Here is a 13189-nt window from a genome sequence, read left to right as displayed (position 1 = left end):
AAGTGCCCTTAAGTTCTGCTTTCATCACAGCACCATCCGCCGTGAGCAATAAGCACAGCAACTCACGGGAACAACTGCCAACGCCAATAATGCCAAAGCGTACCTGTTCCACAGGGGCCAGAGTTAGCCCTGTAAAAGAGGTGTTGGTTATTCTTGCCTCTATACAGATACGGTCGTTGGCGCTTGAGTCCGGGCTATGTCTTCAATCACCAATGGACGAATCTGCCTCCAGCCGCCACGGGTGAAATCCGGGAAGTCCACGCTGGCACCCCGGTTGTTCACGGAGCGCTCGCTCAGATCTACCACCACCGACCAAGCGGCGGCATCGTAGACATCCTGATCCAGCGGCAGACCGTTGCGCAGGCAGTAAACCAGCCGCCACAACATCACAAAGTCCATACCGCCATGACCGCCCTGCTCGGTGGCTTCTGCGCGCATTCGCCGCCAGATGTTGTGTTCGTATTTGGCAAACCACTTGTCCATGTCTTCATCCCAGTGGTGGAAGCCTTCTCTGTTATCCGGATCCAGCGGGTTGTCTTCCAGGGCAATGCGATTGGGGTAACCGGCGAACAGGCCGTTGGTGCCCTGAATCAGGTTCAGGCGCGTGTACGGGCGTGGCGTGGTGGTGTCGTGCTGCACCAGAATACTGCGACCCAGCTTGGTTTTGATCAGGCTGGAATTGATGTCCCCGGCGATATAGCGCAACTGGTTGCGCTGGTGTTCAGGGGCAAATTCCTCCTGGCCATATTCCCGGCGCCCCGCCGCCGGTGAGCTGACCGATACCAGGTAGTCAAACTGGTCACCCCGGTTAATGTTCATATACTGGGCGATAGGGCCGAGCCCGTGGGTGGGATACAGATTGGCATCACGCCGCGCATGCCATCCTGTGCGCCAACTGCCGGTACCGCTTTCCAGGTCTTTCATCTGCCAACGGAGTGGGTGAATATAGGCCGCCTCGCCGTGCAGCAATTCGCCGAACAGTCCGTCGCGTACCATATTCAGTAGCATCATTTCTTCGCGACCGTAGCAGACGTTTTCCAGCATCATGCAATGGCGGCGGGTCTTCTCACTGGCTTCCACCAATTGCCAGCATTCATCCACAGTCAGCGCTGCGGGCACTTCCACGAAAGCATGCTTGCCCGCATTCATGGCTTCTACAGACATGGGTACGTGCCACTTCCAGGGCGTAGCGATGATCACCGCGTCGATATCGTCGCGGGCCAGCAGATCCCGGTAGCTGTAGTCGGAATCGCCATACAACGCTGGTGTTTTGCCGGTCGCTTCTTTGACTCGCACTGCGTTTTTCTGCAGGGTTTCCGGGTGGGTGTCACAGAGGGCGACCACCTCAGCGCCTTCGATGTTCAGCGTCAGGCGTAACAGAGTGTCACCACCCCTGCGGCCTACGCCGATAAAACCAAAGCGGACTTTATCCATCGCAGGAAGGGCCAACCCTGCCACTGACCCAGCACCTTTGGTTTTTACTACAGATGTACAGCTGGCTAATGAACCGGCCACAGCGAGGCCAGCGGCATTTTTAATAAACTTTCTTCGATTCATACAGTCCTCCAAAGAATCTGAATTGATATAAGATTGAAAGATTTCTCGACAATTTCGAAAACAGATGGATTAGATGGTGCAATGCCCGCCCACAAAAAAGCGGAGAATATTAAAACTCTCCGCAGCCTCAGTACTCCACATTAAAAGGTATTCATACTGCTCTTTGGGCTCTGCCGAACCGCCCACAAAAAGACGGTCCGACAGTGTTAGGTTTTAACGATTAAAGCGTGTATCGCAGACCAAACAAAATACGCCGATCCAATTGTCGGACGTTATTGGGAGCCATAAGCTCAGAGGTTGTTTGTATTCTTTGCTCATTTGTCGCATTCAATACCTGGAACTGAGCAACCAGATTATCGGTAAATTTATAGTTCGCAGACAGGTCCAGTTGACCCCGGCTATTTTGGAACCGAGGCACACCAAACGCACCAGAGAACGCAGCAAGGAATTCATCACGCCATGCATAAGCAACACGCGCGTCAAAGCTGCCATCATCGTAATAAAGGGCGATGTTATAGCTGTTCTTGGAAAGACCTGGCAGACCTGTGCTTCTGATGTCTCCTTCAGCAGAAAAATCTGCATCGCTGTCATTGAATGTATAGTTTGCGAACATGCCAAAGTTCGATAGTACACCATCTTCAACGAAGGCAGAGAAAGGCAATTGCCCAGCCATTTCAAAACCAAGGATAGTTGCACTTACGCCGTTTGCCGGGCGTGTGAAAACGATCGGCGCAGTAACCAGAACAGCATCACGTTGACGTGGAAAGGTACGGTCTTCTGTGAATGTTTCGGTATCGATAATGTCATCAATATCTTTATAGAAGAAAGCCCCTGATAAGTAGCCTTCATCGCCGAAATACCACTCCAGAGCAATGTCAAAGTTATCAGACGTAAAAGGGAGCAAATTTGGATTACCCTGATTACCTGTACCGCCGCCCTCATCAACACCGCTGATGTTTTCTGTTGGGGCCAGATCACTCAGAGAAGGGCGAGTCAGGCTTTGTGAATAAGCCGTACGCAGCAACAGATCATCATTGATTTCATAACGTGCACTAATGCTCGGCAGGAATGCCTGATAATCGCTATCAACCGTAATGGGCGAAGCTACACCGTTGGTAATGGAAAAACCACTCGACGATTGGTCGGTTTGCACGAGGCGGAATCCGGCATTGAATGTCAGATTCTCAACTTTAAACGTTGCTTCAACATATGCGTTAAAGGTTTCTTCTTGAACACTGAAACTTCCCCGTGCTGCATCAAGTGGCAATTCAAGGAAGCGTGCGCCGTCAATAGGTGCACCACCAAGGCCATTCGGCGCAAACTGATTCAAAGCAGCGACAGGGTCTACGCCCAGAATATTGCCTGGTACACTTGAGGGGGCACCACTAATGTCAAAATCATCAAGAATGGTTAATGCATCTGCAAGTGTTGGCAGTGTTCTGCGATCATCCGTATCGGCCAGCACAAGTGTATTCCGAAAGGTTCGCGACAGTTCACGATCAGAGTAACGCACGCCAAAATTCAACGCTGTCCAGGCATCAGAATTTGGCGTGTATTCAAAGTCCAGCTTTGTTGTGAGATCTTCATCATCGTTGGTATTCGGACGTAACAGGAATACGTTCAAAAGAAATTCTTCTGGACGTGACGAGAAATCTGTCCCCGTTGTGGTCCAGTTAACGAAGTCCCCATCATAGGTATAGCTGACATCCGCATTAATGAATTCACCCGTGGTCAGATCTGCCCTACGATAGGAAAGCAGGTTATTGACGCGTTCAATATCACGTTTTGTATAGCCCACAAAAGGTGTAATTTCCCAGGATTCACTCGGTTTCCAGCTTACAGAGCTTGAAATTTGAAGCAGGTCTTCATCTTCCGAGAAGTCGTTATTGCCCAGACGCTGCTGAACACCACTGAATGTCCCGGATGTCACCAAGCCGTTCTCAATCACAAGATCAGAAAAGCCGCTTACGTTACCTTCAGATGGCGCATCTGCGCGGGTCAGAAAGCGGTCAGAATCTCTGTTTGAATACAGTCCGTTAAAAGATACCTCAACCGTGTCAGATGGACGCCATTGAGTACCAAGGTTCACACTGAAAGTATTTAAATTTTCTGCATCATGAATGTAGTGTTGAATAGCCGTTGCCCTGGCAGCCAGCTGTTCTGGCGTCGCAGTAGCGCGAGCTTCTGGCGTTAGAATCAAACCCAGTGGGCGTACGCTGAAACCACCGGCCTGATTAGCTTGATAGGATTGATCCGTATAGACAAGACCCAGAGACACGCCGAACTTATCATCAAAGTTCCGGCTGGTTAGTAATGCCGCTCGACCGCCAAGATCACTGGCATTTTCGCTGTTGTCTCCCTGCACAGAAGCAGACAGTTCAAAATCATCGCCATCAAGCGGTTTGGGTGTGCTCAATTGAATAAGGCCAGCCAATCCGCCTTCTGCATCGCGTGCGCGGACTGTCTTGTGAACCGCGACATTTGTGAATAACTCAGCGGGTAACAGCAGAAAGCTGAATGCCCTGCTGTTTCCACTAACGGGTGCGGTCATTCCGTTAATTTCGACACGGGTAAACTCTGGACCCAAGCCTCGCAAGTTAACGGCGTTGCCCCGACCACCTTCGTCGCGGTTCAGGGTAATGCCCGGTACCCGTTGCAACGATTCAGCAAGATTAATATCAGGAAATTTGCCAAGATCCTCTGATGCAACGGCATCGACAAAACCTGTGGCATCTCGTTTTTGTGATAGGGCACGTAATAACGATCCTCTGACACCTGAAACCACGATTTCTTCAATACTTGTCCTTTCCGCACTTTCTTGCGCATATGTGGTAGTGGCCGACACAGCCAATGCCAACATACTTGCGGATGATTTAATGAATGTACGCTTCATTTATTGATCCTCACCTCATGTCTAAGTTAGGGGAACTTCCCATACAACCCGGCCTCCTTAACGAGGACGTATGGGTATGAGTCGGTGGGATAGAAAAACCGTAAAAAAACTTCAGGACCTGGGGTTAGAGCTTCGGCCCAAGGGCTGCTACAGCGCTCAGGTCGGCTCTCCTGCCGACTTGTCTCGCAATGACAGGGTTTTGATTTTTACACTGAGGTACAATAGCCCCCATTTTGCCGGAACCGATAATGAACCCACCCCCCAAGCCCCGTCCCCGCTTTATCGCCGGAGCCGTATGCCCCCGCTGTGGCGAGATGGACAAGGTGGTGTCTTACAAGGAAGGGGAAGACAATTATCGCGAATGCGTCAGCTGCGGTTTTAAAGAGCAACTGCGCCTGCAGGCCCCGCCCCGGGAGTTGGACACACGGGTAAACCGCAGCGAAGAAGAAAAGCAGAAAGAAACACAGGTAGTGCGGCTTATTGACCCCGCAGCAGAGTGATTACCGGGCTGGTGTTCGGGCGCACCCCCCTCCATAGCGCAAACGATTCAGCGGCCTGTTCCACCAACATTCCCAAACCATCCGCCACCCGGGTCGCACCGTGCGCTTGAGCCCATTGCATAAACACCGTGGGTTGGCTGGCGTACATCATGTCGTAGCAAACACAGCCAGGGGTCGGCAGGTTGGCCGGTAATGGTGGCAGTTGTCCGGAAATGCTGGCGCTGGTGCCGTTGATCACCACATCAAATTGCTGGCCATGTAACCGCTCAAACCCGCAGCCTGTGGCGCTTCCAAGATGAATAAATTCCGCTGCCAGGCCCTCCGCTTTTGCCACGGTGCGGTTGGCGATGGTGATGCTGTGGGGGCTTTGGGCGAACAGCGGTTGCAATACGCCCCGTACCGCTCCGCCTGCACCCAGCAACAATACCCGTTTGCCCGCGATGGGCCAGCCCAGGTTGGCGGTGATGTCGGTCACCATGCCGATGCCATCGGTGTTGTCACCCAATACCGAACCGTCTTGCTGCGCTGCCAGCGTGTTGACTGCCCCGGCGCAGCGGGCCCGCTCGGTCAGGGTGTCCGCATAGGCAAACGCCTGTTCTTTGAAGGGCACGGTGATATTCAACCCTCGGCCTCCGGCGGCAAAGAAGGCGTCAGCGGCGGCACTAAAGCGGTCTGCGGGTACCAGTTGGGCGTGGTATTCCAGCTGCTGGCCAGTTTGTTCAGCGAACGCGCTGTGAATCAGTGGCGATTTGCTGTGGCCGATGGGGTTGCCGAAAACGGCGTATTGATCAGTCATAAAGGGGTCGTTATTACCAGTTAGTAGTTTTCTGGCAGTGTATCTGAAACGCAATCGCACATCTTGATTTTTGCGGCAAGTAGAGGGTAAATAGGCACATAACTATAAAAACAGGAATGTGCGCTATCCGCTTATTTACCCGCTCCCAATTCACTCGCCTGGCGCCGCTATTGCTGCCGCTGCCTATTGTGTTTGCCGCTTTGTTGCTGCGGCCTTCAGCGACGGTCTGTTTGCTTCCCTCACACTCAGCCATTGTTGATTGGCCTGCGCCGCCAGCATTTATCAATCTGCCCGCAGGCAGCGAGCGCAAGCAGGCTTTTGTCGCTTATTTGCTGCCCCTGGTGGAAGCAGAAAATGCTCGTATAAACTCACAGAGAACGGCGTTGCAATGTCTGCTTGGTAAATCTCAGGGGTTGTCGAGCAGGGAACAAAACTGGCTGCAAACATTGGCCAGTGAGTATCGGGTAACTGAGTTTGCGCCGAATAAAGAAAATACCTGGCAGGCATTATTGCGCAAAGTGGACAGGTTGCCTGCTTCTCTGGTGCTGGCGCAGGGGGCCAACGAAAGCGCTTGGGGTACTTCGCGATTCGCACGGGAGGCAAACAATTTATTCGGTTTGTGGTGCTTTGAGCCCGGTTGTGGGTTGGTGCCGCTGAATCGTCCGCAAGGCAGCACCTATGAGGTGCAGCGCTTTGTGGCCCCGGAAGATTCTGTACGCAGCTATATGCGCACCCTCAACTCTCACCGTGCCTACCAACCGCTGCGTGCAATACGGGCGCAGGCTGCGGTGCCAACGGGTGTGGCTTTGGCGGAGGGGTTGGGGGAGTATTCAATTCGCGGCGAGGCGTATATTGAAGAACTGCAGCAAATGATTCGCTATAACCAGTGGCAGGGATACGATGCTGGGGAGTGATTGTTGTCGTGTGACGTTTGCTTTGTATTCCGGTGCTTTGTATGAACAGGTCGCACGTCTGACGTCGCACGCTAAATGCAGACCTCCTGCCCCCTGTCATTCTGAGCACAGCGAAGACAAATTGGCAGGAAAGCCAATTTGTCTTCGCTGCGCTCAGGATGACAAGAACCTGCTGCGTCCAACACTATCTTTTGCGGATACTCTGGCGAATCGCTTCCACGGTAATTCCCACCTGGTAGTCCATCAGCTCGTTGGCCAGTTTCAGGGTGCGATCCAGGGGCAGCAGGTTGACGCCATTCACCGAAAAGTCGCCCGTTACCACCCGCTGCGGCATGCGCACACTCATGGGGTCCACCAACATCATCAGGGCGGTGTGGCGAAAGTCGTGGTGGGCGCCGTCTTTTTGCTCCACCACATTGCGTGCTTCCAGCCATTTGGTCCAGCGGGGGTTGTCGTAGTATTCGGCGATGTAATGCACCTGGCTGTTATCGCCTTGCCACTTTTGGTTCAGCTCGGCGGCAAGCTCTTGCATGCCGGTTTGGTTGCCGCCGCTGTCGCCAATAAACACAATATTTTCAAAGCCGTGAACTTTCAGGCTGAGGGCAATTTCCTCCAGCAGCTTTTTGTAGGTTTGCAGGCTCAAACTGATCGTGCCCGCGTAGCGCATATGGCCGCTCACCGGGTTGTGATTGCCCTCCGGAACAAAGGGTACGATTGGGGCAACCAGAGCATTGCCCAGCTGACGGGCGATGCGGTTGGTGGTTTCCCGCAAAATCACATTGTGTTTGCCGGTGGCCAGGAAGGGGCCGTTTTGCTCCACGCCACCGGTGGCGATAATGGCGGTGGTTTTGCCCTCGGTAATGGTGTCGCGCACTTCCACCCAGGTCATTTCTTCAATAAATACGGTGTCGTAGGCATCCACAGTGCGCTGTTGCTTGTGGGTATCCGTCAGGGGCGGGTTGGCGGCGCAAAGCGTTGAAGTAAGCAGCAACAGTGCGGTGGGGATGATGAGTCGGGTCATGGGAAAATCTCACAGGGGACGGTTAGGCAGTCTACCCCGCCACCTGTGCAGCCGCAAAGAAAACGGTTGATATCAGAACATTCATTCTGTTATAGTCCGCGCCTATGGCCAGAACCCGTGAATTTGACCCCACCGAAGTGATCGAAAAAGCCGTTCTCCTGTTTTGGGAGAAGGGCTACGCCGACACGTCCATGGACGACCTGGTGAAGCACACCGGCATCAGCCGCTACGGTATTTATGGCGAGTTTGGCAATAAGCGCGAGTTCTTTATCAAAGCGTTGCAGCACTTCCACCAGAAGTTTGCCCACGACTTGATTCAGGACCTGGGCAACCCGAATGCCGGACTTGTAGAGCTGCGGAATTACTACGGTCGCCTGGTTGACCACGCCAAAACTGCAGAGGCCCGCATGGGCTGTTTTATGTGCAATACCGCCGTAGAGTTGGCCAGCAGTGACGAAGGCATAGGTGAGCAACTGGATGCCATGTTTGAGGGCTTGCAGCTGGTGTTTCGCAATGCCCTGGGCAACGCCAAATCCTGTGGCGAGCTACCCGAAGACATGAATCTGGACGAGTACGCCGGCTACCTGGTGGGAGTGCAAATGGCCATGGCCATGATGGTGCGCTCCGGGTTTGGCGAAGCGCGCATGGCACCGTTTTTAAAGGTGGCACTGGCGGGCATTCGTTAGCGGGCTATTTTTTTGGCTTAAACCAGAACGCTTGTTCTGGAAATTGTCGTCCTGAGTGCAGCGAAGGATCTCTTGGGTATGCCGAACGACGAGATCCTTCGCTGTGCTCAGGATGACACAACATTACTTGTATAGAGGAAACCCCAATGGGGAACAAAATCGACCGTTTTTCTTTGGCCCTTGCCAGTGCCATGATTCGCTACCGGTGGCTGGTGATTGCCGCTACCGTGGCAGTGGTAGTGGCCATTGCCACGGGTATGGGCAGGCTGGAATTTTCCACCAATTACCGAGTGTTCTTCAGCGACGAAAACCCGGAGCTGATGGCGTTTGAATCCTTTCAGGATACCTACACCAAAAACGACAATATCTTGTTTGTGCTCAAGCCGGACAATGGCGAGGTACTTACCCCGCAGCTGGCGGATGCCATGGAGCGCCTGACGGAGCTGGCCTGGCAAATTCCCTACGTGATACGGGTAGATTCCCTCAGCAACTTCCAATACACCTGGTCGGAAGAAGACGACCTGATTGTGGAAGACCTGATCAGCGATGGTTTAAACCTGAGCCCCGATGAGCTGGCCGCCAAAAAGCAGGTGGCGCTGGCAGAACCGTTGTTGGTGCGCAACCTGATTTCCGCAGACGGTGGCACCGCAGCGGTGGCGGCCACGTTGCAGTTCTCCGGTGAAAATATTTCCGAAGTGCCGGAAGCGGTGACTGTGGCACGGGATATCGCCGAACAGTTCCGCGCCGAATTCCCCGACCTCACCATCGCCCTGTCCGGCATCACCATGTTAAACAACGCCTTCGGGGAAACCGGCAGACAGGATGTAAGCACATTGACTCCGCTGATGTATCTGATTTTGTTGCTGGCCATGGTGCTGGTGCTGCGCAGCATCAGCGCCATGTTTGCCACCTTGCTGGTGATTGCCGCGTCCACCGCCGTGGCGATGGGGGTGGCGGGCTTTGCCGGTGTCAAGCTGACCCCTATTGCGGTGATGGCGCCCACCATTATTCTCACTCTCGCCATTGCCGACAGTGTGCACATTCTGGTGAGCTTTTTCAGTGCCATGGCCGAAGGTCGTGACAAGCACGGGGCGTTGCAAGAAAGCATCCGCGTTAATCTGATGCCAGTCACCATTACCAGTCTGACCACGGTGGTGGGTTTTCTGTCGCTGAATTTTTCCGATACACCACCGTTCTGGCACCTGGGCAATATCACCGCCATGGGTATTACGGCGGCCTGGGTGTTGTCCCTCACTTTGCTGCCGGCGGTGGTCAGCTTGCTGCCCATCAAACGGCGACAGCGCAATAGCAACGGCAGGCTGAACCAGGCTATCGACCGGCTTGCGGACTGGGTGACCGCCCGCTACAAATCCATTCTGCTGATTATGGGCTCTGTCACTGTGATTCTGGTGGCCATGGTTCCCACCATTCAGCTCAACGATGAATTTGTCCAGTACTTTGACAAGCGAGTGGAGTTTCGCAACGACGCCGATTTTGCCAACGCCTATCTCAATGGCCCCTATGTGGTGGAGTTGTCGGTGGAATCCGGTGAGCCCGGTGGCATTAACGACCCACAATACCTGCAAAATCTGGAACGGCTCACGGACTGGCTGACGGCACAACCAGAAGTGAATCACGTATACAGCTATACGGATATCGTCAAACGCTTGAACAAAAACCTCCATGGCGACGACACGGACTGGCACCGCATTCCCGATAATCGCCAACTGGCCGCACAGTATTTGCTGCTGTACGAAATGTCCCTGCCCTATGGGTTGGACTTGAACGATCGCATCAATGTGGACAAGTCCGCCACCCGGGTAACCTCGTCACTCAAGGATATGTCCACCATTGAAATTCGGGCTTTTCTGGAGCGCAGCGACGATTGGATGGCCGTCAATCTGCCACTGCATATGCAAGCCAAACCCACCAGTGCCACAGTGATGTTTTCCTACATTTCCCAGCGCAATATTGAAAGCATGTTCAAGGGCAACAGCGTTGCCATATTTGCCATCGCCATCATTTTGATGTTTGCCCTGCGCAGTTTTAAGCTCGGCGCCCTCAGCCTGATACCCAACACCGTGCCTATTATGATTACCTTTGGAATCTGGGCGTTGCTGGTGGGAAAAGTGGGTATGGCGGCGGCTGCTATTACTGCCACATCGCTGGGTATTGTGGTGGACGACACGGTGCACTTTTTGTCCAAATACCTGCGCGCCCGCCGGGAGAAAGGTTTGGAAATTCCCGATGCCATTCGTTACGCTTTTCAGACCGTGGGGGTGGCGATATTGGCGACCACGGTTATTCTGGTGATCGGCTTTTGTGTGCTGATGTACTCCAGTTTTCTGATCAATTTTCAGATGGGCTTGCTGACGGCGATTACCATTGTTTCAGCCCTGGTGTTTGATTTTTTAATGTTGCCGGCGTTGTTGATGCTTGGGCATAAGAAAATTCTTCGTCATCGCGAGGGAACGCAGTGACCGCGGCGATCTCCAACCAAGCACTCCGAAATCTGGAGATTGCCGCGTCGCCTTCGGCTCCTCGCAATGACGAACGATTTGCTAGTTATAGAGGATTTTTAAAATGAAGAAATTAATAATTGTTACTGCCGTTTTATTTTCAGTTGCATTGCAAACTCAAGCCGATGATCTGCAACAAAAAGGCTTCGATATCGCCGCCCGGTCAGACCGTTCCGACCGCGGTTTTGAAAGCAGTGAAGTGGAGCTGACCATGGTGCTGCGAAATGCCGCTGGCACCGAAACCCGCCGCACACTGCACACCAAAACCCTGGAGCTGGCGGATGAAAGTGTGGGGGATAAAAGCCTGATTGTGTTTCATACGCCAGCGGATGTGGAAGGCACGGCATTATTGTCTCACGCACAAATCCTAAAGCCGGACAATCAGTGGTTATTTCTGCCAGCCCTAAAGCGCACCAAGCGTATTTCCTCCGCCAACAAGTCCGGCCCTTTTGTGGGCAGTGAATTTGCGTTTGAAGATTTTACCGCTCAGGAATTGAATAAATTTACCTACAAATTTTTGCGCGAAGAACCCTGCCCACAAGATGCCGACCTGACCTGCGATGTGGTGGAGCGCTATCCCGCGTACAAAAAGTCCGGCTACAAAAAACAAATTGCCTGGACCGACCAAACAGATTTTCAAGTGAGGCAAGTGGAATTTTACGACCGCCGAGGAGATAAATTAAAAACCCTTAGCCTGCTGGATTACAAACAGTACGAAGGCAGTATCTGGCGCACCCAGAAAATGGTAATGGTGAATCACAAGACGGGCAAAAGTACCGATCTGTTGTATGGGGATTACACTTTTAAAACCGGGCTGGCGGATAAAGATTTTACTAAGGGCGTATTAAACCGGTTGCGGTAAAAATATACCTCCGTCATTGCGAGGAGCGTAGCGACGCGGCAATCTCCTTCAATATTCTGCCAACTTGATAAAGATTGCCACGTCGTCCTTCGGACTCCTCGCAATGACGCACTTTGTAGAGATGCTTTTTTGAAAAAACTAATTCTATTTTCTGCCGCCTTAACCAGCACTATCTCCCAGGCTGACAACTGGGCTGCCTCCGCCGAAGCCGGCCTGGAAAGCCGCTGGTTTATTCAGGATGCTCGTACTGATGGTCAGCAATCCGGCCTTGGATTGTCGCTGATGGCGCAACCGGAATTTCGCTACAAAAGCGACGATCGAAAAAACCAGTTCGCTCTGGTGCCATTTTTTCGCTATGACAACGAAGACAGCGAACGCACCCATTTCGATTTGCGCGAAGCCTACTGGCGACATATTGGCGAGCAGTGGGAAATCACCGCAGGCATCGACAAGGTATTCTGGGGTGTTGCCGAATCCCGTCATCTTGTGGATATCATCAACCAGACCGACCTGGTGGAAGATATCGACCAGGAAGACAAATTGGGCCAGCCGATGATTGCCGCCACCACCCAGAAAGATTGGGGCGCCATCAGTCTGTATTGGTTACCTTACTTTCGCGAGCGCACGTTCCCCGGTGCCGATGGCCGCTTGCGCACGCCGCTGCCGGTAGACAATGATCGCGCCGAGTACGAATCCGCCGCCGGCCAGTGGCATCAAGACATCGCTTTGCGCTATTCCCATTTTTTTGGCGACTGGGATTTGGGTGCTTCCTATTTTCGCGGCACCAACCGCGAGGCGCGGCTGTTGCCAGACAGCAGCGGTGAATGGCTGATCCCCAACTACGACCAGATCGACCAGTTGGGCGTTGACCTGCAATATACCTGGGAAGCCTGGCTGCTGAAGTTTGAAGGCATTTATCAAGCAGGCCGTATCGATGATTTTTTCGCCACGGTAGCGGGTTTTGAATACACCTTCTACCAGGTGGTGGAATCCAGTACGGATATCGGTGTGTTGCTGGAATACCAATACGACGGCCGCAATGACAACGCGCCCGTTACCCTGGCAGACGACGACCTGTTTGTCGGTGTGCGCTGGTCACTGAACGACACTCAGGATACCGCTCTGCTGGCGGGTGTGGCGGTGGATCGTGACAGCGGCGAACAGTTCTACAACATCGAAGCAGAAACCCGCATCGGCCAACGCATTACCGCCGAGCTGCGAGCGCGCTTTTTAACCGGCTCGGAACCGGGAGAAAGCGCCTTTTTTGTGGAAAGGGATGATTACATACAGCTGTCTATTTCCTACCATCTGTAGTTGAGTGCTTTGTCATTGTGCAATGCTGCGCACTCAAGTGTTAAAAACCACTACGTCATCCCCGCGAAGGCGCATTGCTGTCCAGGATAACCACCCAAACTGTCATTGCGAGCGCAGCGTGGCAATC

10 protein-coding genes are annotated in these 13189 nt (G+C 53.1%); 6 read left to right on the top strand and 4 right to left on the bottom strand.

The features are described from left to right. Positions 1-159: 159 nt before the first annotated feature. Together ACVBEJ_RS06910 and ACVBEJ_RS06905 are read right to left on the bottom strand one after the other, a co-directional pair. The gene (locus tag ACVBEJ_RS06910) at positions 160-1557 is read right to left on the bottom strand and encodes a Gfo/Idh/MocA family protein (protein ID WP_447128884.1); all 1398 of its coding nucleotides are present in this window, start codon (positions 1555-1557) and stop codon (positions 160-162) included. Between the two features lie 220 nt (positions 1558-1777). Continuing rightward, positions 1778-4450 (bottom strand): TonB-dependent receptor, encoded by a 2673-nt coding sequence (locus ACVBEJ_RS06905; protein WP_447128883.1) that lies wholly within the window; start codon positions 4448-4450, stop codon positions 1778-1780. Positions 4451-4698: 248 nt separating this feature from the next. On the opposite strand from ACVBEJ_RS06905, the gene ACVBEJ_RS06900 reads away from it, so the two are divergent. Next, the gene (locus ACVBEJ_RS06900; RefSeq protein WP_447128882.1) at positions 4699-4950 is read left to right on the top strand and encodes a YheV family putative zinc ribbon protein; all 252 of its coding nucleotides are present in this window, start codon (positions 4699-4701) and stop codon (positions 4948-4950) included. Here the strand turns inward: ACVBEJ_RS06900 and aroE are convergent. Next, positions 4928-5746 (bottom strand): shikimate dehydrogenase, encoded by an 819-nt coding sequence (gene aroE, locus ACVBEJ_RS06895; protein WP_447128881.1) that lies wholly within the window; start codon positions 5744-5746, stop codon positions 4928-4930. The two genes, ACVBEJ_RS06900 and aroE, sit on opposite strands and share 23 nt — an antisense overlap. 116 nt (positions 5747-5862) lie before the next feature. Between aroE and ACVBEJ_RS06890 the strand changes: the two genes are divergently transcribed. Then, on the top strand, positions 5863-6660 hold the full coding sequence (locus ACVBEJ_RS06890; protein ID WP_447128880.1) for a glucosaminidase domain-containing protein: 798 nt from the start codon (positions 5863-5865) through the stop codon (positions 6658-6660). A 184-nt stretch (positions 6661-6844) separates the two neighbouring features. On the opposite strand, the gene ACVBEJ_RS06885 is transcribed toward ACVBEJ_RS06890, so the two are convergent. Continuing rightward, a complete protein-coding gene (locus ACVBEJ_RS06885; protein WP_447128879.1) occupies positions 6845-7681 on the bottom strand; it encodes a creatininase family protein in 837 nt (278 codons plus the stop codon). A 104-nt stretch (positions 7682-7785) separates the two neighbouring features. Here ACVBEJ_RS06885 and ACVBEJ_RS06880 point away from each other — a divergent pair, with 104 nt between their 5' ends. The 4 genes from ACVBEJ_RS06880 (at position 7786) to ACVBEJ_RS06865 (ending at position 13062) form a co-directional block, all read left to right on the top strand. Continuing rightward, the gene (locus ACVBEJ_RS06880; protein ID WP_447128878.1) at positions 7786-8367 is read left to right on the top strand and encodes a TetR/AcrR family transcriptional regulator; all 582 of its coding nucleotides are present in this window, start codon (positions 7786-7788) and stop codon (positions 8365-8367) included. 146 nt (positions 8368-8513) lie between these two features. After that, positions 8514-10847: an efflux RND transporter permease subunit gene (locus tag ACVBEJ_RS06875; RefSeq protein WP_447128877.1), complete on the top strand. Its 2334-nt coding sequence runs from the start codon at positions 8514-8516 to the stop codon at positions 10845-10847. Between the two features lie 103 nt (positions 10848-10950). Continuing rightward, on the top strand, positions 10951-11748 hold the full coding sequence (locus ACVBEJ_RS06870; protein ID WP_447128876.1) for an outer membrane lipoprotein-sorting protein: 798 nt from the start codon (positions 10951-10953) through the stop codon (positions 11746-11748). A gap of 129 nt (positions 11749-11877) precedes the next feature. After that, on the top strand, positions 11878-13062 hold the full coding sequence (locus ACVBEJ_RS06865) for a hypothetical protein (protein ID WP_447128875.1): 1185 nt from the start codon (positions 11878-11880) through the stop codon (positions 13060-13062). Positions 13063-13189 lie beyond the last annotated feature (127 nt).

The organism is Porticoccus sp. GXU_MW_L64 (genome assembly GCF_052983295.1).
Note: the sequence above shows the minus strand (reverse complement) of the source record. Positions and strands in the feature narration are given on the sequence as shown.

Coding starts and splice junctions, on each gene's coding strand:
- ACVBEJ_RS06880 (WP_447128878.1), top strand. CDS start 7,786: ATGGCCAGAACCCGTGAATTTGACCCCACCGAAGTGATCGAAAAAGCC.
- ACVBEJ_RS06910 (WP_447128884.1), bottom strand. CDS start 1,557: ATGAATCGAAGAAAGTTTATTAAAAATGCCGCTGGCCTCGCTGTGGCC.
- ACVBEJ_RS06875 (WP_447128877.1), top strand. CDS start 8,514: ATGGGGAACAAAATCGACCGTTTTTCTTTGGCCCTTGCCAGTGCCATG.
- ACVBEJ_RS06885 (WP_447128879.1), bottom strand. CDS start 7,681: ATGACCCGACTCATCATCCCCACCGCACTGTTGCTGCTTACTTCAACG.
- ACVBEJ_RS06900 (WP_447128882.1), top strand. CDS start 4,699: ATGAACCCACCCCCCAAGCCCCGTCCCCGCTTTATCGCCGGAGCCGTA.
- aroE (WP_447128881.1), bottom strand. CDS start 5,746: ATGACTGATCAATACGCCGTTTTCGGCAACCCCATCGGCCACAGCAAA.
- ACVBEJ_RS06890 (WP_447128880.1), top strand. CDS start 5,863: ATGTGCGCTATCCGCTTATTTACCCGCTCCCAATTCACTCGCCTGGCG.
- ACVBEJ_RS06905 (WP_447128883.1), bottom strand. CDS start 4,450: ATGAAGCGTACATTCATTAAATCATCCGCAAGTATGTTGGCATTGGCT.
- ACVBEJ_RS06870 (WP_447128876.1), top strand. CDS start 10,951: ATGAAGAAATTAATAATTGTTACTGCCGTTTTATTTTCAGTTGCATTG.